The organism is Rhodococcus wratislaviensis, from assembly GCF_900455735.1.
Classification (GTDB): Bacteria; Actinomycetota; Actinomycetes; order Mycobacteriales; family Mycobacteriaceae; genus Rhodococcus_F; species Rhodococcus_F wratislaviensis.
The window spans coordinates 12594-36480 of the sequence record NZ_UAUI01000001.1; the positions used below are offsets into that span (position 1 = coordinate 12594).

Sequence of the window (23887 nt, forward strand, 5' to 3'; positions counted from 1 at the left end):
GATACGTACTACTGGTAGTAGTAAAACTGCGTGATGGCGTGTGGTATTGGCCATACTCCGAAGGGGTGGTTTACGGGCGGGTTGGCAGCGGCCGACCCGCCGGGCAAGCGTTCGTTCTCGACATCGCGGAGAGTGGGGACCTGGCGGATGAAGACCGACGACAGCGCGGCGACCGGGCACGGTGCGGCGGCCAGGGTCAAGGGTCAGACCGGGCGGGCAGCGGAACGGGTCTGGGGCGGGGTGCGGGGTGCACCGATCAGCATCGCGCTGCTGGTCGTGATCTGGATCCTCGCGATCGCCACGTCCAGTGTGATCAGCGGCCCCTCCCACGACCTGTCCCAGCACGTCGCGATCGGGATCCGGGCGTTCCAGAACGGGTGGGTGTGGACCCTGTTCACGGCCGGGCTGTGGGGCGACGACGTCCTGGCCTATCTGTCGACGACCGTCCTCGTCCTCGTGGCGGCCGCACCGCTCGAACGCCGCATGGGATCGGCGCGGTTCGCGCTGGCCGCGGTCGCCACCCAGGTGCTCGGCGGGCTGCTCGCACTGTCGGTGGCCGCCGTCGCGAAGGTCGTCGACGCGAACTGGGGTTTCCGGCTGCACGTGGGCATGGCCGTCGGTCCGAGCACGTGGATCGTCGGTGCCGCGATGGTGGCCAGTTCGAACATGGGCACCCTGTGGCGGCGGCGGATCCGCGTCGGTGTCCTCGTGTTCACGATCACCCTGGCACTGTTCAGTGGGTCGCTGCAGGACGTGGTGCGGCTCGCCGCGGCCGTGGTGGGGCTGGTGATCGGCCGCTGGATCGTCGGCCGCTCCGCCCGCGGCGAGCGGATCGCGGGCACCCAGCGTGAGGGCCGGGTGCTGGTCGCGATCATCGTGGCGGCCAGCGCGATCGGCCCGATGATCGCGGCGCTGTCCGCGGAGGCGGTCGGACCGCTCGCCGTGCTCCGCGACCTGTTCCGCGGCATCCCCTACACGGCCGGCGAAGTCCGCGACCTGTGCGAGGTGTCGGCGGCGGACCCCGAATGCCGGCGCGGGCTGCTCGAACTGCGCCTGTCCGGGGTCGGGCCGACCCTGCTCAGTCTGATGCCGTCCCTGTTCCTCCTCACCCTCAGCGACGGCCTCCGACGGGGCCGTCGCTTCGCGTGGGTCGCGTCCGTGATCGCGCAGGTGATCCTGCTGGTGCTGTCGCTGCTGAACTTCGCGGTCCGGTTCGTCGACTCCCTCGACGAGGATTCGCTGTTCTACGGACTCGCCGACCCGAACCTGTACCGGACGCTGGTGCCGTTCCTGACACCGCTGGCGATCCTGATCGTGCTGCTCGCCACCCGGCGGTTCTTCGACGTCTCCGCCCCGGCAGGCACCTACCGCCGGCTGGCCGTCGTCCTGGTGTCCGTCCTCGCCGGGCTCGCCGTCCTCTACGTCCTCGGCGGACTGTGGGCCCGGAACGGGTTCGACCCCCGGCCCGGCGTGACGACGCTGCTGGCCGACTTCCCGGAGCGGCTCATCCCGCCCGTTTACCTGCAATGGCTCGACCCCCGGCTGCTGCCGGTGAGCATTCCCGCGACCCTGCTGTACGAGTGGACGGGGGTGGTGTTCTGGGTGGCGGCGTGCGCGCTGGTCGCCGCGACGTTCCTCAGTCCCGCCATCGGATCGGACTCGGAGTCCGCCGAACGTGCACGCGCCCTGCTGAAGTCGGGGAGCGGAAGCCCACTGTCCTGGATGACGACGTGGCGCGGCAACAACTACTGGTTCTCCGCCGACGGCACCGGCTACGTCGCGTACCGGGTCCTCGCCGGCGTCGCCCTCACCACCGGCGACCCGGTCGGCCCGCCGGACCGGTTGCGGGACAACGTCGAACACTTCGCCGAATTCGCCGCCGCCAACGGGTGGATCCCGTGCTTCTACTCGGTGACCGGGGAGGTCCGCGCCGTCACGGACGCCCTCGGCTGGAGCGGCATCCAGGTCGCGGAGGAGACGGTGCTGGATCTGGGGCAGATCGCGTTCACCGGCAAGCGATTCCAGGACGTCCGGACCGCCCTGAACAAGGCGAAGAAGTCGGGGATCACCGCGGAATGGGTCAGCTTCCCCAGCGCCCCGCGGTCGATCACCGACCAGATCACGGCGATCTCCGAGGAATGGGTGGCCGACAAGGGGATGCCGGAAATGGGGTTCACGCTCGGCGGACTCGACGAGGTCGACGACCCGGAGGTGCGCTGCCTGATCGCCGTCGACGAGGACCGCACCGTCCACGGCGTCACGTCCTGGCTGCCGGTGTACCAGGACGGGCGGGTGGTCGGCTGGACCCTCGACTTCATGCGGCGGCGCTCGGACGGGTTCCGGCCGGCGATGGAATTCCTCATCGCGTCCGCGGCGCTGAAACTGGAAGAGGAGGGCGCGCAGTTCCTGAGCCTGTCCGGCGCCCCGCTCGCGAAGGTCGAGCAACCGGACGGCGACGCCGACGAGCGGGAACGGTCGGAGTCGTCGAGCCTGTCGGCGGTGATGGACAGCGTCCTCGATCTGCTCGGCCGGACCCTGGAACCGGTGTACGGGTTCCGTTCGCTGCTGGCGTTCAAGTCGAAGTTCCAGCCCCGGTACGTGGCCATGCACATGACGTTCGCCGACCCGGCCGCCCTGCCGAGCATCGGCAACGCCGTCGGCAGGGCGTACCTGCCGACGGTGTCGCTGGGGCAGAGCTACCGGTTGGTGCGGACGATGATCGGCGGCCGACGCTGACGGCCGCTACTTCGTCTCCGGCCCGCCGACCGCGCCGTACACGTGGCGGGTGCCGATCGGCACCACCAGCGGGCGATCGGACACCGGGTCGCCGATGACCGCGGCCTCGAGACCGAACACCTCGAGCAGGAGTTCGGCGGAGATGATGTCCTTCGGCGCCCCGGCCGCGACGATCGCGCCGTCCCGCATGACGATCAGCTGATCGCTGTAGCGGATCGCGAGGTTCAGGTCGTGGAGCACCATCACCACGGTGCGGCCCAGCTCCTCGTGCATCCGGTCCACCAGGTCGAGCACCTCGATCGAGTGCGCCAGGTCCAGGTAGGTGGTGGGTTCGTCGAGCAGGAGGATGTCGGTTCCCTGCGCCAGTGCCATCGAGATCCAGGCCCGCTGCCGCTGACCGCCCGACAACTGGTCGACGGGGCGGTCCGCGAGGTCGGACACCCCGGTCAGCGCGAGCGCCTCGGCGACCTCGCCCTCGTCGTCGGACGACCACTGCCGCAGCCACGACTGGTGCGGGTGCCTGCCGCGGGCCACCAGGTCGGCCACCGTGAGCCCCTCGGGGGCCAGCGGCGCCTGGGGGAGCATGCCCAGCGTGCGGGCGACGTCCTTGGTGCGCATCGATCCGATGGCCTTGCCGTCGAGCAGCACCGAACCGCTGCGCGGCTTCAGCAGCCGCCCCAGCGCGCGCAGCAGGGTGGACTTGCCGCAGCCGTTCGGTCCGATGACGGTGGTGATCACCCCGGTCCTCACCTCGAGGTCGAGGTTGTCGACGATGACCCGGTCGCCGTACCCGAGGCTCAGGTTTTCGGCGATCAGTCGAGAGTCAGTCTGCACGGTCATGCCGAGACCTTCCGATTGTTGCGAACCAGCAGATACAGCAGGAATGGGCCTCCGAGCGCCGAGGTCACGATACCCACCGGCAGCTCGACGGGCAGGATCGTGCGGGCGACGACGTCGCTGCCCACCACGAGCACGGCGCCGGTCAGGGCCGACGCGATGAGCGGCGGGCCGGCGGACCGGACCAGCCGCAGCGCCACCTGCGGTGCGGCGAGGGCGACGAACCCGACCGGACCCGCTGCCGCGGTCGCGATGCCGGCGAGCGCGACGGACATGAGCAGGAGCCGGGCCTGCGACCACTGCAGCCGCACACCCAGCGACACCGCGTTGTCGTCGCCGAGGCGGAGCGCCCCCATCGTGAACGACGAGATCACCGCGTAGCCGCCGACGAGGACGACGGCGATCGTGACGGGCCACACCTGACTCCACGCGGCGCCGTTGAGGGAGCCGTTGAGCCACACCTGGGCCCGCGACGCGTCGTTGATGTCCGCCGAGATCAGCAGCCAGCCGGTGACCGCGATCAGCATGGCGTTGATACCGATGCCGATCAGGATCAGCCGGTAGCCCTCCACCCCGCCGCGCCACGCGAGCACGTAGATGACCAGCGCGGTGAGCAATCCGCCGAACAGGGCGGCCAGCGGGATCCCCAGGGTGGCGAGGAGGCCGACGAAGCTGCCGCCGCCACCGAGGACGATCAGCGCGACCGCGGCGGCGCTGGCACCGGACGTGATGCCGAGGATGTCCGGGCTGGCCAGGGCGTTGCGGGCGATCGACTGGGTGATGGCCCCGGCCAGGCCGAGGGCCATGCCGATGAACACACCGGTCAGCGACCGCGGCAGGCGGAGATCCATGACGATGAAGTTCTGGGCCTTCGTGCCGCCGCCGAACAGCACCCGCGTGACCTCGGGGATCGACAGCGGGTAGTCGCCGCGACCGATGTTGAGGCACAGCACCAGGAACAGCGCCACGAGCAGCGCGACGTTGACGGCGATGCCGAGGGGGCGCAGGACCAGGGAGATCGGTCCGAGCCGGAACGCGGGGCGTGCCGGGACCCGGGACGCCGGGGCCGCCCCGAGGTCGGGGCGCACTTCGTCTCGAGTGCTCACAGGCTTGCCAACTTTCTGCGCCGAACCAACGCGATGAAGAACGGTGCGCCGAACACGGCCAGCACGATGCCCACCTGCAACTCACCCGGCCGGACCACGACGCGTCCGATGACGTCGGCGGTCACGAGCATGACGCCGCCGAGGAGGCCGGCGTAGGGGACGAGCCACCGGTAGTCGGGGCCGGTGATCGCCCGCGCGACGTGGGGGACCACGAGACCGATGAACGCGATCGGACCGCACGCCGCGGTGGCCGCACCGGTGAGGAGGGTGATGGCGACGATGCCGAGTGCGCGGCTGGCCGCGATGTTGGTGCCCAGCGACCGCGCCACGTCCTCGCCGAGGCTGAGGACGTTCAGGCCCGGTGTGCTGACGAGGGCGAGGATCAAACCGATGATGAGGAACGGCAGCACCTGCCACAGCACGTCGAAGCCGCGGCCGGCCACCGACCCGACCACCCAGAACCGGTAGGAGTCGAGGCTGGACTGGTCGACGATGATGATCGCGTTGGTCATCGCCTGCAGGAAGAACGCGACGGCGGCGCCGGCCAGGGCCAGGCTCAGCGGGCTCGCCGCCCCGTTCCCGATGGACGACAGCCCGAACACGATCACGCTCGCGGCGAACGACCCGGCGAACGCGAACCACAGGTATTCGCTGGGCGCGCTGAACCCGAACAGGTACATCGACAGCACCACGAGGAACGCGGCGCCCGCGTTGAGACCGAGGAGGCCGGCGTCGGCGAGCGGGTTGCGGGTGTGCCCCTGGATGAGGGCGCCCGCGACACCGAGCGCCATGCCGACGACGAGCCCGAGCGCGGTGCGCGGGCCGCGGAGGGTGCGCACGATGATGTCGGTCTGCGAACCGTCCGCATCGAACAGGGCGTGGAAGATCTCCGCGAACGACAGTGGCCGCGCCCCGACCGCGACGCTGGCGAGCAGCACCAACCCGAGGAGGACCACGAGGACGCCCAGCCCGACGAGCCGACGACGCCGGATCGCCGCGACCGACACGTCCTTCTCACGGACGGTGAACCCCTCGTCGGACGCGGTGCTCTCCCGCACGACTTCGGTTCCGGAACGCCGGAACACCCGCCGCAGCGACCGTTTCGGGCCGATCGCGTCGTGGGTGTGGGTGTCGCGGGTGACGAGGCCGACCCAGCCCTTGCCCGAACTCTGCCCCGTGTTGCCCTCGCGGAATCCGCGGTTCCACAGTGCGAGTCCGAGGGCGATCGCGACGGCGGCGCCGCCGAAGACGACCCGGTCGGCCTGCCCGCCGCCGTTGTCGTCGCGGAGGGAGTCGACGATGTACCACCCGAGGATTAGGGGGATGGCCACTATCCCGATGTCGAGCAGTCCCGCGAGTGCCCGGAGGTACAGCGGGGCGGGTCCGCGCGGGACGTCGCGCTTCCCGTAGGGCTCGTCGGTCGGCAGGTGCGGGATGTCGCTGCCGAACTGTCGCGTCGTCGTCACTGGCGGGGGAAGCTCCTGACGTGTGTGCCTGTGCACCGGATCTGCACTGAATTCAACTACTTAGGTTACGGAACCCTATCTCTGATGCCACATCCGGCGGGGCGTCCCGTGCGCCGCGATCGGCGGGGGTGCCTCACATCACATGATGTCAAGTCTTGATATTTGGTTAGGCTCACCTATGTTTGGTGATGTTCCATCCCGACCGATTGGAGTGCACGGTGACTTCGACCCTGTCCGCCCCCGCGACCGCACTGGACGTGTCCTGCACACGACTTCGCGCGCTGAACGCCGAATATCCGCGCATGTATGCGGTCGCGACGATGGCAGACGAGGGTAAACGCCGGTGGTGGTCGCTCGCCGACGACCTCGACGGCGACCGGGTGCCCCGGATGTGGGCTCGCTCGCTCGAGGACGTTCCCGACCCGGACGTCGCCGCAATGCAGGTGGCCACCGCGCTCATTCACGCCGTGGTCGGGCGCGTCACCGCCCTCGTCGTCCTGGAGGGGCGCGCATGGGACCCCGGGCTCGAAAACCTGTGGATCCACATGGACAGCGACGAGGGGATCGACTGGGCGGGTGTCGCCGACGACACCATGCGCGTGCTGCCGGACGACCCCTACGCCGGTGCGCCCCGGACGGTCACCGTGCCGTGCGAGCGGGCGCTGCTGCTCTGGACGGTGCACCGCAGCCTCACCTCACTGCATGCGGTGTTCGACGCGATCGCCCGGTTGACGCCGATCGACGCAAACCGATTCTGGGGGCTCGTGGGGGAGGCCGTGCTCGGGGCCGCGACGTACATCCCGATTCTCGCCGGTGGCGGCGAGGCGGCCGCGCAGCGCCGCGGGCAGGGGATCCTGGACGCGTTCGTGGCGGCCGGGGTGCCGGTCCGCTCGAAGAGCCGGATCACGCGCCCGCACTGCGGCCGACCGGGGCAGGCGAGGAAGCGCTTGCTTAATTAGGGCAGCCTTGCCTATACTCGTCCCAGGCGCCAGGCAGAAATGCCAACGCCGAGAACCGAACTACCGGACCGCGCCGGAGTCCTGAGGGCTGCAGTGACTCCCAGGTCCATCCCCCGGCGGGCCTCACGCTGACACAGTGTGAGGCCCGCCGATCCGTTTCCCCCACCTGCATGGCCCGCCGCCCGCCCCGTCGTGTAGGCAGGAGATCGGGTGCGCCGCAAGAGCGCACAGCGATCCGATGGAGAGTGTGATGGTGGATTCCGGGGAACAGCAGGCATCGAACGGTGACGGGCGGATCGACACCGCCGCTTTGGCCGATCAGTTGGGCAAGGGCTTCGACGCCCTCATCGGACTCGAATACACCGAACTGGCACCCGACCGCGTGCGCGCGCAGTGGACGGTCACCCCCGACCTGCAGCAGCCGGCCGGAATCCAGCACGGCGGCGTCTACTGCTCCGTCATCGAATCGGTGGCCAGCGCCGCGGGCACGGTCTGGCTCGGCGGGCGCGGACACGTCGTCGGCGTCAACAACAACACCGACTTCCTCCGCGCGACGCGAGAGGGCACGCTGACCGCCGAAGCCAGCCCCGTCCACCGCGGACGCACCCAGCAGCTGTGGGAGGTCCGGATCACCGACGAACAGGATCGGCTCGTCTCCAAGGGGCAGGTCCGGCTCGCGAACATCACCGACACCGGACGCCTCGGCAACTGACCGCACCCCGCGCACGGCGGAGGGGACGGACCCGGCAGGTCCGTCCCCTCCGCTCTGTTCACGTCAGGTGTGAGCCGGCGTCAGCCCGCGGCCTTGCGCTGCGCGCCGCCGGACGACTTCTCGGCGGCCTCTTTCTCCCGCTCGTGTCGCTCCAGCTGCTCCATCGCGTTGCGGGCGAACACCCACTGCTCGGTGGACGCCATCTGCGCGCGCCCACGACCGAGGAACGTCACCGTCCACGACAGCAGCGTCGACAGCCGGCTGCGGAACCCGACCAGATACATCAGGTGAATCCCCAGCCAGGCCACCCAGCCGATGAACCCGCTGATCTCGAGCTTCCCGACCTTCGCCACCGCACTGAACCGCGAGATGGTGGCCATGCTGCCCTTGTCGAAGTACTTGAACGGCGGCCGGTCCTCCGGCTTCTGCCCGCTCAGGCCGGCCTTGATCTGCTTGGCCGCGTACTTGCCGCCCTGCATCGCGACCTGCGCCAGACCCGGCAGCTTGTCGAGCGCCATCATGTCGCCGATCACGAACACCTCGGGGTGGCCGGGCACCGACAGGTCCGGCTTCACCAGGACGCGCCCCGCCCGGTCGATCTCGGCATCCGACTGGTCGGCGATCTGCTTGCCCAACGGGCTCGCCTGCACACCGGCCGACCACACCTTGCACTGCGACTCGATCCGGCGCTGCGTGCCGTCCTTGTCCTTGACGACGAGGCCGTCCACGTCGACGTCGACGACCATCGCCCCCAACTGGATCTCGATGCCGAGCTTCTCCAGCTGCTGGCGGGCCTTGCGGCTCAGCTTGCCGCCGTAGACGGGCAGCACGTCGTCCGCACCGTCCAGCAGGATCACGCGCGCCTCACGGGGATCGATGTTGCGGAACGCCCCCGACAGGGTGCGCCGCGACAGTTCCGCGATCTGGCCGGCGAGCTCGACACCGGTCGGACCGGCACCGACGACGACGAACGTCAGCAGCCGCGCGCGTTCGGCGGGATCGCTCGACAATTCGGCCTGCTCGAAGGCGCCCAGGATGCGGCCGCGCAGTTCGAGGGCGTCGTCGATGGTCTTCATGCCCGGCGCGAACTCGGAGAAATGATCGTTGCCGAAGTACGACTGGCCTGCGCCGGCCGCGACGATCAGGCTGTCGTAGGGGGTGACGGTGGTCCGGTCCAGGAACCGGGAGGTGATCGTCTTCGCCTCGAGATCGATCTTGTCGACATCGCCGAGCAGCACCTGGGTGTTCTTCTGCTTGCGCAGCACCAGCCGGGTGGCGGGCGCGATGTCGCCGACGGAGAGAATGCCGGTCGCCACCTGATACAGCAACGGCTGGAACAGGTGGTGAGTGGTGCGGGCGATCATGGTGATGTCGACATCGGCATTCTTCAGCGCCTGTGTGCCGAACAACCCACCGAAGCCGGATCCAATGACCACGACGCGATGGCGGCGTGACTCTACCGACTTGATACTCATTCCGTGCTCCTCGAAAAATAGACGACTCCTGTCACGGTAGTCGCCTTGTCCCCGAGCGTCTCAGTAAGCGTTGCTTCGCCCGGCTCCACAGCGGAATCGATCCAGAAACCGGAGGCCCCGTCCATACACGAAGGCGGGCAGTCCCTCCGTGAGGAACTGCCCGCCTTCCGGTGCGTACGCGGCTATTCCGCCCTGCCGATTCGCTTCCGCCCGGTGGGAGTTCCCGGCGATTCCGGCGGAATGAAATCCGATTTGATCGAGAACACGAACAGTGCCGACACCCCGACCACGACGACAAGAATGGTGAGGACTACGACCACGTAGCCGAAACCGACACCAATTGCTGTCAAGTCCATCAGACCTACCTCCTCAGTCGCTGCTCACGCTACTGCGGAGGGTAGCCGCTGTCACCGCGTCGGCGGGGAAGAACGATTCGATGGCCAGCTCCGCGACCGTCACGTCGAGGGGAGTGCCGAACATCGTCGTCGTGCTGACGAACGCCAGCACCGTGTCGTGGTGCCGGATCCGCAACGGCACGACGAGCGACCCCGGCAGTTCGGCGGCGTCGACGGCGCCACCGGGGTAGCCCTCCAATTCGCCCAGCAGGTCACGCAGTACCTCGTCGCCGGTGACCGCGATCTGATGGCGCAGGCGGTGCAGGAGGTGCCCCCGCCACTGCGGCAGGTCGAGGATGCGCGGCGCCATCCCATCCGGGTGCAGGCTCAACCGCAGGACGTTCACGGGCGGCTCGAGCAGCTCCGCGGCGCACCCCTCGGTCAGTACCGCGACCGCGTCGTTGGCGTCCACCAAGTTCCAGTGCCGGTCGACGACCACCGCCGGCGACGGGGAATGCGCGGTGAGGATCTTCCCGATGGCGTCGGCGATCGACGCCATCGGCACATCCGAGAGGTGATGCTCCGGGAAGGCGGGCGCGAAACCACCCGCGAGGAGCAGTGCGTTGCGTTCGCGCAGGGGAATGTCGAGATGCTCGCTGAGGCGCAGCAGCATCGCCCGCGTGGGATTCGACCGCCCGGTCTCCAGGAAACTGACGTGCCGCGCCGAGATGTCCGCCCGGTGCGCCAGTTCCAGCTGACTGAGCCGCCGGCGTTCCCGCCACGCCCGCAGGTGGGTGCCGACATGCGACGCGCGCCGATCGTCGAGGGTGGTCATCCGGCCAGCCTAGGTCGGGCGGATCGCCGCCCCATTACCTCCGACGTCATGGCGCAGCCGTCACGTGAGGTGATCGAACTCCCCGGTCACCCACGCGCAGTGCCGAGTCGCCGAATACTCGAGCGCCTCCCGGCCGTCGCCGTCGATCACGTTGTCGAAGTTGCCGATGATGCGGTCGAACTCGAGATGCGACAGCTGGTCCGCGATGCGCCGCACCACCGCCGCGGACAGCGGCAGCCGGTTGGGGTACGACCGGAGGAACGACACCGTGCGCCGGTCCGGGTTGGGGAAGACGCCGTCCCCGGTGAGGAGGACACCCCGGCCGTCGGCGCCGTCCCGCCAGTGCGCGACGGCGCTGCCCGGAAAGTGCCCGCCGATCTGGTGCAGGGTCAGGCCCGGCGTCACCTCGTGGGTTCCGGACCAGAACACGATCGGGCCGTCGGACCGCGCCAACCAGGAGCGGTCCGCGTCGGCCACCAGGATGGGCACGTCGCCGAACGCCTTCGACCACTGCGTCTGGACGCCGAACATGTGCGGGTGGCTGCCCGCGACGGCGATGACCGGGCCGTGCGCGGCGACGGCGTCGACGGCGGCGTCGTCGACGAACCCGATCGGATCCCACAGCAGCGACCCGGCGGGGGTGCGGATCACCAGGGACTGCTGGCCGATCGCGGTCTTCGGATCCACGTACAGGCCGTGCAACCCCGGCTCGACCTCGTGTTCGACCGCGCGGTACCCCGCACCGGCCAGCTTCTCCACGGTGGTCCACTCCTGACCGCCCAGCGGAATGTACTGGCGTTCGTCCGCGCAGATCGCGCACTCGTCGGGGAGTGGGGTGTTCGGGTCCTGTTCGACGCCGCACGTGGCGCAGAGATGAAATAACACCCCTCGATCATGCATCCTCACGGCACGCCGAGGAGCCGCAATCCGGCAGTCGTGGCGGCCGCCGACAGGACGATGGCGACGAAAGGCGCCTTCCGCCAGGCGAGTAGGCCGGCGACGACGACGCCGGTGGGACGCGCCACTCCGGCGAGTTCGTGGCCTTCGGTGAGCGCCGTCGTGCCCACCAGCGCGGTGAGCAGAACCACGGCGGCCGTGGCCATGGCCCGCTCCAGCCACGGTCGGGTGGCGATCCGCGGTCGCAGCACCGGGCCCGCGAATCGGAACGCGAACGTCCCCGCCGCGAGAACCCCGACCGACCCGATCAGCACGAGGTTCCCGGTCACCGCAGCACCTTCCGCCGCACACCCGCGAGCAACCCCACCAGCGCCGCCAGCACCGGAAGCCCGGCGGGCAGGACGGGCGTGGCGGCCAGGGCGACCACACCGCCGACCAGCGTCGGCACCCGCACGTCCCGATCGCGCAGCGCCGGCAGCACCAGGGCCAGGAGCACCGCGGGGAACATGGCGTCCAGCCCCAGCACGGCGGGGTCGCCGATCGCCGTGCCCGCGACCGCGCCGAGCAGGGCCCCGAGCGGCCAGCACACCGCGATCCCCACACCGCACGCCCAGTACGCGGCGCGCCTGCGGTCGGGGTCCGTCTCCCCGAGCGCGAACACCACCGACTCGTCGTTCATCAGGTGACTGCCGACGACGCGGCGCAGCCCACGCCCCAGCGCGTCACCGACCGCCAGACCGAACGGCAGGTGACGTGCGTTCACCAGCAGTCCGGCGATCGTCGCCGCGACCGGGCTGCCGCCTGCCGCGACGATGCCGACGAACAGGAACTCCGCCGAACCGGCGAGGACCAGCACCGACAGCGCGACGGGCAACCATGCGTCCAGGCCGGAACCGACCGCGATGGCGCCGTACGACATGCCGACCAGTCCGTCGGCCAGGCACACCAGGGCGATGTTCCGGAGGACCCGCGAATCGAGTGTTCGCTTCATCGAACGCATGACTTCTATACTGAACAGAGGGCGTGTGTTCGTCAAGGCGAACGTAGCACCCAAAATAATGAACAGGGACGTCGGGAAGGCACACCATGGCAGGGCAGTCCCCACTCGGATACATCGGACCCTCGCTGCGGCGCGAACGCGAACGGTCGGGCATGTCCCTGACCGAGGTCGCCCGCCGCGCCGGGGTCGCGAAATCCACACTGTCCCAACTGGAATCGGGGGGCGGCAACCCGAGCGTCGAAACCCTGTGGGCCCTCTGCGTCGCACTCGACGTGCAGATGTCGCAACTCCTGGACCCGCCCCGGCCCCGCGTCCAGGTCATCCGGGCCGACGAAGGACCGGAACTGATCTCCGACCGATCCGACTACCGCGCCACCCTCGTCGCGTCCTGCCCACCGTCCGCGCGCCGGGACCTGTATCGCCTCGCCGTCGAACCCGGCCCGGCCCGGGAGTCCGAACCGCACATGCCCGGCGTGGTCGAACACGTCATCCTCAGCGCCGGCCGCGCACTCGTCGGCGTGGCAGGCGACCCGATCGAACTCGGACCCGGCGACTACATCGCCTACCCCGGTGATGTCGCACATGTGTTCGAGGCGCTGGAGTCGGGCACCCGCGCCGTCCTGGTGTCCGAGCACAACTGAGGACATTCGGCGAACTTTCTCCGTGCAGAGTGTCGATTCGGAAGGGCGACGTTCGTATAGGAGGTGAGAGCCCGCCACATCCGAAGGCGCCGGCTGTCCGATCCGAGGAGGAACCCGAGATGACCCAATACCTGTTGAGCGTGTACCAGCCCGACGGCCCCGCTCCCGAACCCGACGTCCTCGCGAAGATCGGCGACGATCTCGACACCCTCAACCAGGAGATGGTGTCGGCAGGCGCGTGGGTGTTCAGCGGGGGACTGTGCGCCCCCACCACGGCGACCGTGCTGCGGGCCCAGGGCGGTGACGTGCTGGTCACCGACGGCCCGTACACCGAAGGCAAGGAACATCTCGGCGGATTCACCATCGTCGAGGCGCCCGATCTGGACGCCGCCCTCGTCTGGGGTCGCAAGCTCACCCGGGCGACGACCCTCCCGATCGAGGTCCGGCCGTTCGCCCACCACGGCGGAGCCGGCGACTGACGTGATCTCGTCCGCCGACATCGAACACGTGTTCCGTGAAGAACACGGTCGCGCGGTGTCCGTCCTGGTCGGCGTGTTCGGCGACATCGACATCGCCGAGGACGCCGTCCAGGACGCGTTCACCGAGGCGGTGCGGCGGTGGCCCTCGGCCGGGCTGCCGCCGAGCCCGGCCGGATGGATCATCACCACCGCCCGGCGCCGCACGATCGATCGGCTCCGGCGCGAGGCCTCCCGCCACGACCGGCACGCGCAGGCCGCCCTGGTGCTCGCCCCCGACGAACCGCTGGAGGAGGGCGTCGTGCACGACGACCGGTTACGCCTGATCTTCACGTGCTGCCACCCGGCGCTGGCACCGACCGCCCAGGTCGCGCTGACCCTCCGCCTCCTGGGCGGGCTCGGTACCGCGGAGATCGCGCGCGCATTCCTGGTGCCCGAGCCGACCATGGCGCAGCGCCTCGTCCGGGCCAAGGGGAAGATCCGGGACGCCCGGATCCCGTACCGGGTACCGAACGAGGCGGATCTGCCGGACCGCCTCCGCGCCGTCCTGGCCGTGGTCTATCTGATCTTCAACGAGGGATATACGGCCAGTTCGGGGGATCGGCTGACGCGGGCGGACCTGTGCGCCGAGGCCATTCGCCTCGGCCGGGTCCTGGCCGCGCTCATGCCCGACGAACCGGAGGTCACCGGGCTGCTCGCGTTGATGGTGCTGATCGAGTCGCGGAGAGGTGCCCGCACCGACGGCGACGGACGGCTCGTGCTCCTGCCCGATCAGGACCGCACGCGGTGGGATCGGGACCTCGTCGCCGAGGGGCACATGCTGGTGCGGGAGTGCCTGCGACGGAACACGCCCGGGCAGTATCAGATTCAGGCCGCGATCAACGCCGTCCACAGCGACGCGGACACGGCCGCCGACACCGACTGGTGGCAGATACTGCAGCTGTACGACCAGTTGATGTCGGTGGCGCCGAGTCCGGTGGTGGCGTTGAACCGGGCGGTCGCCGTCGCCGAGATCAGGGGACCGGAGGAGGGGCTGGCACTCGTCGACCGACTCGACCTCGACAAGTACCACCTGTTCCACGCGGTGCGGGCCGATCTGCTCCGCCGCCTCGGACGTCCCGGCGAGGCGGCGCACGCGTACGACGCGGCACGGGACCGCACCGGCAACGCGGCCGAGCGGGAATTTCTTCGGGCGCAACGCGATTCGCTCCGGTGACGCGGGCTGCCGGTCAGAGACCGAGCCCCGGCGGCAGGCACACCGACCCGAAACACGTTTCCGTGCGCACGGTGACGGGGAGGGGCTCCGCCGTCGCGGGCTTCGCGTACGCGGTCTCCGGGAGCGGCGCCGAACCCCACACCTCGTCACCGGGTCCCGCGTTCTCACTGCAGATCCAGTGGATCAGATAGTCGCCGTCGGGCACCGCGTCGAACACGAAGTCCCGCGGTCCCGGCCCGATCACCACATTCGATTCGTGGAACACCGCCACCGACTCGGGGTTCACGATGTCGTCGGCCGCGTGCAGTCCGCCGAGTCCGCACACGATGTCCGCACCGGTGTCGTTCGTGATCGTCGTCGTGACGACGCTCCCGGCCACGGCGGCGGTCAGTGTCACGTCGGGTGGGTCCGCGGCGGCGGGTGCGACCAGGAGCAGGGCGAGGGGGCCTGCGGCGATCAGCGTGACCGCGGCCCGGGGCACGAGTGTCATCAGCGGAACCTTCGTTCTCGGCGGTCTCACTCCGGACGTCACGGTATTGATACCCGCCGCGCGGGCAGATAAACGGCGGGGACCGGAGCATTCAGTGTCGGCGGCGTTTGGCGCGGGCGGCGAACTCGTCCAGCACCCGGACCACGTCCTTGGCCTGCCAGATCCGGTTCCGTCGCCCGTCGGTGATCTGGGTGAGTATCCCGGCATCGACCAGGCGGTCGATCGCGATCTGCGCGTTGGCGCCGGTCACCCCGAGAGTGGATGTGACGAGCTTGTTGTCGACGACCGGTCGTCGAAGGAGCAGGTCCACCAGCCGGTGTACTGCCGCGCCGCGCCGCGCCGTCACACGGGTGCGCCAGTCGGCTCGAACCGCTTCCAGGTCGTGAACGAGGGTGCGGCCGTTGGCGACCGCGCCGAACGACGCCTCCGCGATCGACCGGACGATCGGCTCGACGTTCCCGGACCGGTACTCGCCGAGCGCGTCGAAATACTCTGCGGTGTCGTGCAGGAGGCCCGCGGACACCGGAACGGCAACGCTGCGGGTGAGCTGTCCGCCACGCAGCATCGCCTGGATCAGGGCGCGTCCGACGCGCCCGTTGCCGTCCGGGAACGGGTGGATGGTTTCGAACTGCGCGTGCGCGACCGCTATCTGCGCGATGACGGGCACATCGACGCGGTTGGCGAAGACGATCAAGTCGTCGATCAGTGCGGGAACCCGGTCATGGTGTGGGGGGACGAATTGCGCGGTGTGGGGTCCGAGGCTGCCGCCGCCGATCCAGACCTGCTGCTGCCGCCATCGACCGGCGATGTTCGGATCGCCGTGTTCGAGCAGCGCGCGATGCATCTGCAGGATCGCGTCGGCGTCGATGGAGGCGGACAACTCCAACGCGGCGTGCATGGCGCGGACGTTCCCGACGATCAGGCGGGCGTTGCGGGAGGCGTGCTCGCCGAGTTCGGCCGAGTTCGGCCAGCGCGATTTGCCGTGTCCCGCTGCTGAGGTTCTCGATCTCCGAGCTCGACGCACTCTCGGTGCGGAGCAGGATGGATGCGAACGGGGCGGTGATGTGGCCGACCTCGACGTCGAAACGGGTGAGTTCGGTCGCCGCTTCCTCCGTCAGTGACTGCAACTCGCTGCTCAGGGAGATGGACTGGTCTGCGATGAACGCCGGTACTGCCGCGCGGTAGGGGCCGGCAGTGAGGCGCCGCTCGCGCCGAGAGCCGTAGTCGCCGGCCGTGCCGATCCAGGGATGCTGCTCGTAGGCGACAGGAGGCCACGACAGTCCGCCATCAACCGATGCCACCCAGCGAACATACCATTGGTTAGTAAGTTATCCAATGGTATGGACCGCCGGTAGTCGTGGTGTGCACACGCGATCGAGCGCCAGTTCTACGACTTCGGTTCCGGCGCCCAATCGCGTTCGGCGTGATTCTCGGTGTTCCCACGGTCGTCACGTGGTGTCCGGCGTCGCCGGGAGGCGGTGATTCGGCGACCGATGATTCCGTGCTGGGGTGCGAACAGATAGACCAGTGCGAATGCCGCGCCCTGGGACAGCACCACCATGCCACCGCTCGCGGTGTCGAGGTGATAGCTCAGGTACAGGCCGATGACGGCGCACGCCGCCGAGACCGCCGGGGCGATGACCAGCATCCGGTGGAAGCTGTCGGTCAGCAGGTACGCGGTGGCCCCGGGAATGATCAGCATCGCGACGACCAGGATGACGCCGACGGCCTGCAGGGCCACCACCGCCGTCAGAGCCAAAAGCCCCAGGAGCGCCGCCCCGAGCAGGCGCGGATTCAGGCCGATCGCGTGGGCGTGGGTGGGGTCGAAGGCGTACAGGGTGAAGTCGCGGCGCTTGACGATCAGGACGACGAAGACGACGGCCCCGAGTATGGCGATCTGGACGAGATCGGACCGGCTCACACCCAGCAGGTTGCCGAAGATGATGTGGTTGAGGTCGGTCTGGCTCGGGGTGACCGAGACCAGCACCAGCCCGAGCGCGAACAGGGTGGAGAACACGATGCCGATCGCGGCGTCCTCCTTGACGCGGCTGGTGTCGCGGACCACCCCGATCAGTGCCACGGCCAGGAATCCGAAGATCACCGCGCCGATCGCGAACGGGGCGCCGACGATGTAGGCCAGGACGACGCCGGGCAGGACGGCGTGCGAGACCGCATCACCCATCAGTGACCAGCCGATCAGAACCAGCCAGCACGACAGCACCGCGCACACCACGGCGGCAATCAGGGTGGTGATCAGCGCGCGGACCATGAAGTCGTAGCGCAGCGGGTCGACGAAGAAGTCGATGACGTCCATTGATTCTCAGGTCCTTGTCATCACGTCGAGGCCGAAGGCGGCCGCCAGGTTCTCCGGTTGCAGCACGACCGTCGGGTCGCCGTGCATGAGGACGGTACGCATCAGCAGGATCGCCTCGTCGGCCAGCGTGGGCAGCGCGTGCAGGTCGTGGGTGGAGACCAGGATCGCCGCACCCGCGGCGGCGAGTTCACGCAGCAGTGCGGTGATGGTGGCCTCGGAGCGTTTGTCGACCCCGGCGAACGGTTCGTCGAGGAGGAGGATGGTGGCGCCCTGCGCGATTCCGCGGGCGACGAAGGTGCGTTTCTTCTGGCCGCCGGACAGTTGTCCGATCTGCCGGTCCGCCAGTTCGGTGAGTTCGACGCGTTCGAGGGCGTGGTCGACGGCCTCGCGGTCAGCTCTGCCGGGCCGCCGGGTCAACCCCATGTGCCCGTAGCGGCCGGTCATCACCACGTCACGCACCGAGAGCGGGAACGTCCAGTCCACGTCCTCGCTCTGCGGAACGTATCCCAGCACGCCGGTCTTGCGCGCCGCGGCCGGTGCCGTGCCGTTGATGCGGACCGTGCCGGAGTCGGGTTTGACCGTGCCCATGATCGACTTGAACAGGGTGGACTTTCCGGAACCGTTCATGCCGACGAGGCCACAGACACGTCCGGGCTGCAGGGCGAGCGAAACCTGGTCGAGCGCAAGGACATCGCCGTAGTGGACGGTGACGTCCCGCACCTCGACGGCCGGCTGGGTGGTCATGATTGCTGCCCGTTCAGTGCGGAGGTGAGGGTGTCGGCGTCGTGCCGGATCAGATCCAGGTACGTCGGCACGGGTCCGTCCGCCTCGGACAGGGAGTCGACGTAGAGGGTGCCACCGAACGCGGCGCCGGTGGCTTCGACGACGCGTTGCATCGGCGCATCCGACACCGTGGATTCGCAGAACACCGCCGGAACCCGGTTGTCCTCGACGAACTCGATCGTCGAGGCGATCTGCTGGGGCGTGGCCTGCTGTTCGGCGTTGACCGGCCAGATGTACTTCTCGGTCAGACCGGCATCCCGGGCCAGATACGAGAACGCGCCCTCGCACGTGACCAGCGCCCGTTCGTTGACCGGCAGTGCACCGAGCTCGGCGACCAGCTCGTCCTGCACCTTCTGCAGCTGCGCCTTGTACGCGTCGCCGTTGATGCGATAGTCGGCCGCGTGCGCGGAATCGAGTTCACTGAACGCGGCGACCATGTTGTCGACGTAGATCTGCACGTTCAGCGGTGACATCCAGGCGTGCGGATTCGGTTTGCCCGCGTAGGCGTCCTCGCCGATGGCGATCGGTTCGACGCCGTCGCTGACGACCACGTGCTCGACGTCCACGCCGTCGACGAACTGGGCGAACCACGCCTCCAGGTTCATCCCGTTGTCGAGGATCAGGTCGGCCTGGGCCGCCTTCTTGATATCGCCCGGGGTGGGCTCGTATCCGTGAATTTCCGCGCCCGCCTTGGTGATCGACTCGACGGTCACGTGCTCACCTCCCACGTTCGCGGCAATATCGGCGAGAACGGTGAACGTCGTCAACACCACCGGTTTGTCGTCCGCCGGCCCGTCGCCCGCGGCGCACCCGGACAGCATCAGCGCCGTGGCAAGCGCCGTCAGTGCTGCGGCGGCCGTCGTCGGCCGTCGCAGCATACCCACCTTGAAGCCCGTTGTTTTCACGGTCGAATCATAATGTTCGGCTTACCGAAACCACAAGTGCGGTGGCGCTCCGCGCAACGACCCGTACTGTGATCCACCGATCCGGATGGACTCCGTCTACACCCCCACGCACTCGGGCAGAATCGCATGTATGAAGTACGTGCTGCTGATCTGCGACGACGAGTCCGTATCGCCGACGAACGAGGAGCTCGCGGCCGATCCGGTACATCAGGCGTGGTGGGAGGATGTGCAACGGCGTGGCGGTCTGCTCGTCGGACAGCGGTTGCGGCCGGTGGTGGATGCCACGACGGTCCGGGTCCGTGGCGGTGAGACTTTGGTCTCGGATGGGCCGTTCGCCGAGACCAAGGACTTCGTCGGCGGATTCGTGATGGTCGAGTGCGCGAACCTGGATGAGGCGATCGAGATCGCGGCCGGCCATCCCTACGCGCGGTGGGGCGGCGTCGAGGTCCGCCCTGTCTGGGAATGACGGCGTCCGACGACCGAGTCCGTGCGGCGGTCGACACGGCGTTCCGGGACGAGTGGGGGCAGGTCGTTGCGACCCTGATCGGGATGACGGGGGATTGGGATCTGGCCGAGGACTGCGCGCAGGACGCGTTCGCCAACGCGCTGACGCGCTGGCCGCGCGATGGTGTTCCGCGCCGCCCCGGTGCCTGGCTCACCACGACCGCTCGCAACCGTGCGATCGACCGGCTGCGCCGCGATGCTGCGGGTGCGGGCAAGGTGCGCCAGCTCGCCGTGCTGGCCCGCGACCCGGACGAGCTACCGCACGAGGAGATCCCCGACGAGCGGCTGCGGCTGATCTTCACCTGCTGCCATCCGGCGCTGCCGTTCCCGGCCCGGGTTGCGCTCACCCTGCGTACGTTGGCCGGTCTGAGCACCGCGGAGATCGCCCGGGCCTTCCTGACCGCCGAGTCCACGATGGCGCAGCGCCTGGTCCGCGCCAAACGCAAGATCCATGAGGCCGGTATCCCGTACCGGGTCCCGCCCGTCGAGCTGCTCTCGCCGCGACTGGCCGCCGTCCTGGCGGTGCTCTACCTGATCTTCAACCAGGGCTACGACGAGGAGGACCGCCGGGCGCTGACGGCCGAGGCCATCCGCCTGGCCCGGCTCCTGGTCCGGCTGATGCCCCAGGAACCCGAGCCACGCGGCCTACTCGCGCTGATGCTGCTGCACGAATCCCGGCGCGCGACGCGCACCGACGACGGAGCGTTCGTCACCCTGGAGAACCAGGACCGATCCCGGTGGGACCAGGCGTTGATCGCCGAGGGAGTGGCAACGCTCGACCAGGCGCTGGCTCTGGGGCGCACCGGTGGCTACCAGGTGCAGGCTGCAATCGCCGCATGCCATGTCACCGCGCCCGACGCGGCGAGCACGGACTGGCCGCAGATTGCGGCCCTGTACACCGAGTTGACGCGGCTTGCGCCGTCCCCGGTCGTCGATCTCAACCGCGCCGTAGCGGTCGCGATGGCCGACGGTATACCGGCCGGACTTGCGCTGGTCGACGAGATCGCGGCATCCGGCCGGCTCGACCGCTACCACCTGCTGCCCGCGACCCGGGCCGATCTGCTCCGCCGGGACGGCCGTGGCGCCGAGGCGAAGGCGGCGTACGAGCAAGCCCTGCGGCTGGCGCCGACCGAGGCCGAGCGCCGCTACCTGACCGGCCGGCTGCGTGAGCTCTGAGGAAATCGCGAGACTGTATCGCGGTCGCTGTCGATCCCGGACGGTGTCCTTCGTCGGTTGGTTGAAAGCCCACCTCGATGAAATGGAGAGTCTCGTGAATACCGATACCGGAATGACACCGTCCGTCGTCGACCGCGCGACATACCAGGCCGACCTGGATGCGCTACGGGTCCGGGAGAAGGCGCACACCCATGAAGGCGACGCGATCGCTGCCGCCCGCCGACGACTGCCGATGGTCGGGGTAGACCCCACCATCACCGTCGTCGGCCCGCACGGGCCGGTCTCGCTGCTCGACGTGTTCGAGGGCCGCAGTCAGTTGATCGCGTACTTCCACATGTGGCACACCGGCCACTCCGCGGCCGAACAATGTGAGGGCTGCACGTTCTTCAACGGCCAGGTGCGTGAACTGTCGTACCTGCACTCTCGCGACGTCACGTACGCCACGCTGTGCCAGGGCCCGTACGACGTGAGCCTTCGCTACCGCGACTTCATGGGCTGGGACGTGCCCTGGTACTCCGCACAGGATGCGGCGGATGCTCTGCTCGGCGATCGCCCACGATCCCCGGCACCGCTGGTCTGCTATCTGCGACAGGAGGACAGGGTGTTCGAGACATTCTGGACCAGTGGCCGTGGCCTGGAACCGATGGCTCCGACGTACGGATTACTCGACATGACCGCGTACGGCCGTCAGGAGACGTGGGAGGACTCGCCCCGCGGTTGGCCTCAGCGTTGGGAGCGCCGCACGCGAGACATCATGCGCACCGATGGACGGCCCACCGCGCAGTGGTCCCGCCTGGCCGACGGACGCCCCGACGACCTCCTCGGGTGATTCCCGGAGAGGCACCCCGGCGCCGAAAGCGTGGACGCGAGCCGCCACAACCCAGCTGCGGCGAGAACGTGCCACAGCGCGTGGCCCTGCAGGACACTGCTCGGCCGGCAGATCGACGTCCGGTCGCCGATGGTGCCGAGCAGGGCGCCGGACGCGAGAAGCAGTACCGCGACGATGGTCGTGCGCCGCAGCTGCGGGCGGACACGTGCGCGTTCCAGACCGAGTCCCACGGCGACCGCGGCGAGTATTGCCTGCGCGATCGTGGACGTCGTCGGGCCCGCCGCCACAGCGGGAATCATCACGACCGGGACGACCAGCCACCAGCCCGGCGACAGCCGACGGCCGAACCGGTCGGAAGCGGCGTCGACGGCGATGTAGGCGAGCAGCGTCGCGATCGGAAGGTCGTGTGCGTAGGCCTGCCCCGACGGGTTGGGTCCGTGCGCAACGAGCGACCCGGCGCCGACCGCGACGACGAGCAGGCCGTAGGTCACGGTCGGCGCGCCGTGCGGACGACGTGCGACGACCGCGAGGCCGGCGATCACGAAGGCCAGGCTGGTGACAGCGGCCGCCGGCTGCCCGATGAAGCCTGAGTCTCGATACAGCTCGCAGGCGTTCGCCAGCACCATGCACGGCAGGTCGGGTCCGTCGACGCCCATGCTTCGAGGCTTCCAAAGAGGTCCTCCGGCCGCAATCGCGGTCGGAGCGGTCGCTCACCGAGCAGACCGTGTTGCGTCAGCTCGCCCGCGCGACGTCGGCTTCCGTGTCCTCGATGCGGCGTTCGAGGTAGTGCAGTTGCGCGATCGCGTTACGGGCGGTGATCTGCTGGTGGGTGTTCGTCAGTTGACCGCGCCAGGTACCGAGGAAGGTCCAGGCCCACGACAGCAGCGTGGCGAGGCGGCTGCGGAAGCCGACGACATAGACGACGTGCACGGCCAGCCACATGATCCACGCGAGGAACCCGGTCAGCTCGAGGCCGCCGATCTTGGCGACCGCGTTGAATCGGCAAATGGTTGCCATCGAGCCCTTGTCGCGGTACCGGAAAGCGGTCCGTTCCGGAACCGGGCGTCCCGTGGCTGCAGCGGTGACGTCGGCGGCGATCTGTTTCGCGGCGTAGCGGCCCCCTTGGATCGCGACCTGGGCGACGCCGGGGAGACGGTCGCGCGACATCATGTCGCCGACAACGAACACATTCGGATTGCCCGGCAGGGTGAGGTCGTCGTCGACGGTGACGCGGCCGGCGCGGTCGATATCGGCACCGGACTGTTCGGCGAGCTGGCGACCGAGGGGACTCGCTGCCACTCCCGCGGACCAGACCTTGCAGACGGACTCGATGCGGTGCTCGGTGCCATCGGCATCACGAACGGTCAGTCCGTCGGCGTCGACGTCGGTCACCGACGCACCCAGCCGCACCTCGACGCCCAGCTTTTCGAGGGTTTCCGCCGCCTCGGAACCGAGGTTGTCTCCGAACGGTGGCAGTACCGCCGAGGCGGCGTCGAGCAGGATGATCCGTGCATCGCGGGGATCGACGTTGGAGTACGCCCCGACGAGCGTGCGGTGCGCGAGTTCGGCGATCTGGCCGGCCATCTCGACGCCGGTGGGGCCGGCACCGACCACGACGAACGTAAGTAGGCGTGCCCGCTCCCGCGCGTCGGTGGTGACCTCTGCCTGCTCGAACGCGCCGAGTATCCGGCCGCGGAGTTCGAGGGCATCGTCGATCGTCTTCATGCCGGGTGCGTGTTCGGCGAAATGGTCGTTGCCGAAGTAGGACTGCTGAGCCCCGGCGGAGACGATGAGGCTGTCGTACCCGGTGACGGTGGTCTGCCCGAGGTGTTCGGACGTCACCGTACGTTCGGTCAGGTCGATGGTGGTGACGTCGCCGAGCCGGACGGCGGCGTTGGCTTGGTCCTTGAGGATCATCCGCGTCGACGGGGCGATCTCGCCTTCGGAGAGGATGCCGGTGGCAACCTGATACAGGAGGGGTTGGAACAGGTGATGGGTGGTGCGGTCGACCACCGTGACGTCCACGTCCGCGCGTCGGAGGGCCTTGGTCGCGAACAGCCCACCGAAGCCGGATCCGATGACGACGACGCGGTGACGCGCGGGCGGGGACTGGGGGTTGCTCATGATGAGCCTTTCCGATCACGCCCAGGGGCGACGATCTCGGTGTCGGGGGAGATGGATGTCCGGCGGTCACG

The 23887-nt window shown here is 69.1% G+C and carries 24 protein-coding genes and 1 pseudogene; 9 read left to right on the forward strand and 16 right to left on the reverse strand.

Features of this window, described 5'->3' with window-relative positions:
* The first annotated feature begins 147 nt into the window (after positions 1-147).
* Positions 148-2736 (forward strand): bifunctional lysylphosphatidylglycerol flippase/synthetase MprF, encoded by a 2589-nt coding sequence (locus DTA22_RS00060; RefSeq protein ID WP_112298136.1) that lies wholly within the window; start codon positions 148-150, stop codon positions 2734-2736.
* Between the two features lie 6 nt (positions 2737-2742).
* Here the strand turns inward: DTA22_RS00060 and DTA22_RS00065 are convergent, their stop codons facing one another.
* Genes DTA22_RS00065 through DTA22_RS00075 form a run of 3 tightly spaced genes read right to left on the reverse strand, consistent with a single transcriptional unit; the run spans position 2743 to position 6145 of the window.
* Positions 2743-3576: an ABC transporter ATP-binding protein gene (locus tag DTA22_RS00065; protein WP_037238925.1), complete on the reverse strand. Its 834-nt coding sequence runs from the start codon at positions 3574-3576 to the stop codon at positions 2743-2745.
* Complete coding sequence (locus tag DTA22_RS00070) at positions 3573-4679, reverse strand: FecCD family ABC transporter permease (protein WP_037238928.1); 1107 nt, start codon at positions 4677-4679, stop codon at positions 3573-3575. The genes DTA22_RS00065 and DTA22_RS00070 overlap by 4 nt, the downstream gene beginning before the upstream one ends.
* On the reverse strand, positions 4676-6145 hold the full coding sequence (locus DTA22_RS00075; RefSeq protein WP_112298137.1) for a FecCD family ABC transporter permease: 1470 nt from the start codon (positions 6143-6145) through the stop codon (positions 4676-4678). Before DTA22_RS00075 ends, DTA22_RS00070 begins: the two co-directional genes overlap by 4 nt.
* 185 nt (positions 6146-6330) lie before the next feature.
* Between DTA22_RS00075 and DTA22_RS00080 the strand changes: the two genes are divergently transcribed.
* Together DTA22_RS00080 and DTA22_RS00085 are read left to right on the forward strand one after the other, a co-directional pair.
* Positions 6331-7104, forward strand: a complete 774-nt coding sequence (locus DTA22_RS00080; RefSeq protein ID WP_037238930.1) for a hypothetical protein — start codon at positions 6331-6333, stop codon at positions 7102-7104.
* Positions 7105-7354: 250 nt separating this feature from the next.
* The gene (locus tag DTA22_RS00085) at positions 7355-7816 is read left to right on the forward strand and encodes a PaaI family thioesterase (RefSeq protein ID WP_112298819.1); all 462 of its coding nucleotides are present in this window, start codon (positions 7355-7357) and stop codon (positions 7814-7816) included.
* An 80-nt stretch (positions 7817-7896) separates the two neighbouring features.
* Here DTA22_RS00085 and DTA22_RS00090 read toward each other — a convergent pair whose 3' ends face one another.
* The 6 genes from DTA22_RS00090 to DTA22_RS00115 all read right to left on the reverse strand — a co-directional run bounded on the left by DTA22_RS00090 (position 7897) and on the right by DTA22_RS00115 (position 12358).
* Positions 7897-9291, reverse strand: a complete 1395-nt coding sequence (locus tag DTA22_RS00090) for an NAD(P)/FAD-dependent oxidoreductase (RefSeq protein ID WP_037238933.1) — start codon at positions 9289-9291, stop codon at positions 7897-7899.
* Between the two features lie 182 nt (positions 9292-9473).
* Positions 9474-9647, reverse strand: coding sequence for a hypothetical protein (locus DTA22_RS00095; protein ID WP_009480519.1), 174 nt, complete (start codon positions 9645-9647; stop codon positions 9474-9476).
* Between the two features lie 13 nt (positions 9648-9660).
* Positions 9661-10461 (reverse strand): helix-turn-helix domain-containing protein, encoded by an 801-nt coding sequence (locus tag DTA22_RS00100; RefSeq protein ID WP_112298138.1) that lies wholly within the window; start codon positions 10459-10461, stop codon positions 9661-9663.
* A 60-nt stretch (positions 10462-10521) separates the two neighbouring features.
* Positions 10522-11346 (reverse strand): MBL fold metallo-hydrolase, encoded by an 825-nt coding sequence (locus DTA22_RS00105; protein ID WP_112298139.1) that lies wholly within the window; start codon positions 11344-11346, stop codon positions 10522-10524.
* 17 nt (positions 11347-11363) lie between these two features.
* Complete coding sequence (locus DTA22_RS00110; RefSeq protein WP_112298140.1) at positions 11364-11687, reverse strand: AzlD domain-containing protein; 324 nt, start codon at positions 11685-11687, stop codon at positions 11364-11366.
* Positions 11684-12358: an AzlC family ABC transporter permease gene (locus DTA22_RS00115; RefSeq protein WP_112298141.1), complete on the reverse strand. Its 675-nt coding sequence runs from the start codon at positions 12356-12358 to the stop codon at positions 11684-11686. The genes DTA22_RS00110 and DTA22_RS00115 overlap by 4 nt, the downstream gene beginning before the upstream one ends.
* Positions 12359-12444: 86 nt before the next feature.
* Here DTA22_RS00115 and DTA22_RS00120 point away from each other — a divergent pair, with 86 nt between their 5' ends.
* The 3 genes from DTA22_RS00120 to DTA22_RS00130 all read left to right on the forward strand — a co-directional run bounded on the left by DTA22_RS00120 (position 12445) and on the right by DTA22_RS00130 (position 14691).
* The gene (locus DTA22_RS00120) at positions 12445-12999 is read left to right on the forward strand and encodes a helix-turn-helix domain-containing protein (protein WP_037238945.1); all 555 of its coding nucleotides are present in this window, start codon (positions 12445-12447) and stop codon (positions 12997-12999) included.
* Positions 13000-13118: 119 nt separating this feature from the next.
* On the forward strand, positions 13119-13478 hold the full coding sequence (locus DTA22_RS00125) for a YciI family protein (protein ID WP_037238947.1): 360 nt from the start codon (positions 13119-13121) through the stop codon (positions 13476-13478).
* Position 13479: 1 nt separating this feature from the next.
* The gene (locus DTA22_RS00130; protein WP_037238950.1) at positions 13480-14691 is read left to right on the forward strand and encodes an RNA polymerase sigma factor; all 1212 of its coding nucleotides are present in this window, start codon (positions 13480-13482) and stop codon (positions 14689-14691) included.
* Positions 14692-14704: 13 nt separating this feature from the next.
* On the opposite strand, the gene DTA22_RS00135 is transcribed toward DTA22_RS00130, so the two are convergent.
* The 5 genes and pseudogenes from DTA22_RS00135 to DTA22_RS00155 form a co-directional block, all read right to left on the reverse strand.
* Positions 14705-15181 carry a hypothetical protein gene (locus DTA22_RS00135; protein WP_112298142.1) on the reverse strand — a complete coding sequence of 159 codons (477 nt, stop codon included), beginning with the start codon at positions 15179-15181 and terminating at the stop codon, positions 14705-14707.
* 91 nt (positions 15182-15272) lie between these two features.
* Positions 15273-16482: pseudogene (locus tag DTA22_RS00140) on the reverse strand (Fic family protein).
* Positions 16483-16568: 86 nt separating this feature from the next.
* Positions 16569-17495, reverse strand: coding sequence for a metal ABC transporter permease (locus DTA22_RS00145; RefSeq protein WP_112298143.1), 927 nt, complete (start codon positions 17493-17495; stop codon positions 16569-16571).
* A 6-nt stretch (positions 17496-17501) separates the two neighbouring features.
* Entirely contained in the window at positions 17502-18239 is a 738-nt protein-coding gene (locus DTA22_RS00150; RefSeq protein ID WP_112298144.1) for a metal ABC transporter ATP-binding protein, read from the reverse strand.
* Positions 18236-19156 (reverse strand): metal ABC transporter substrate-binding protein, encoded by a 921-nt coding sequence (locus tag DTA22_RS00155; RefSeq protein WP_174233747.1) that lies wholly within the window; start codon positions 19154-19156, stop codon positions 18236-18238. The genes DTA22_RS00150 and DTA22_RS00155 overlap by 4 nt, the downstream gene beginning before the upstream one ends.
* A gap of 157 nt (positions 19157-19313) precedes the next feature.
* Here DTA22_RS00155 and DTA22_RS00160 point away from each other — a divergent pair, with 157 nt between their 5' ends.
* From DTA22_RS00160 to DTA22_RS00170, 3 genes are all read left to right on the forward strand, one after another.
* Positions 19314-19649: a YciI family protein gene (locus DTA22_RS00160; protein ID WP_112298820.1), complete on the forward strand. Its 336-nt coding sequence runs from the start codon at positions 19314-19316 to the stop codon at positions 19647-19649.
* The gene (locus tag DTA22_RS00165; RefSeq protein WP_112298145.1) at positions 19646-20863 is read left to right on the forward strand and encodes an RNA polymerase sigma factor; all 1218 of its coding nucleotides are present in this window, start codon (positions 19646-19648) and stop codon (positions 20861-20863) included. The genes DTA22_RS00160 and DTA22_RS00165 overlap by 4 nt, the downstream gene beginning before the upstream one ends.
* A 94-nt stretch (positions 20864-20957) precedes the next feature.
* Entirely contained in the window at positions 20958-21692 is a 735-nt protein-coding gene (locus tag DTA22_RS00170; protein WP_218027688.1) for a DUF899 family protein, read from the forward strand.
* Here DTA22_RS00170 and DTA22_RS00175 read toward each other — a convergent pair.
* Together DTA22_RS00175 and DTA22_RS00180 are read right to left on the reverse strand one after the other, a co-directional pair.
* Positions 21587-22318, reverse strand: coding sequence for a hypothetical protein (locus tag DTA22_RS00175; protein ID WP_245973508.1), 732 nt, complete (start codon positions 22316-22318; stop codon positions 21587-21589). The genes DTA22_RS00170 and DTA22_RS00175 overlap by 106 nt on opposite strands.
* Positions 22319-22424: 106 nt before the next feature.
* Positions 22425-23816, reverse strand: a complete 1392-nt coding sequence (locus DTA22_RS00180) for an NAD(P)/FAD-dependent oxidoreductase (RefSeq protein WP_112298146.1) — start codon at positions 23814-23816, stop codon at positions 22425-22427.
* Between the last annotated feature and the right edge of the window lie 71 nt (positions 23817-23887).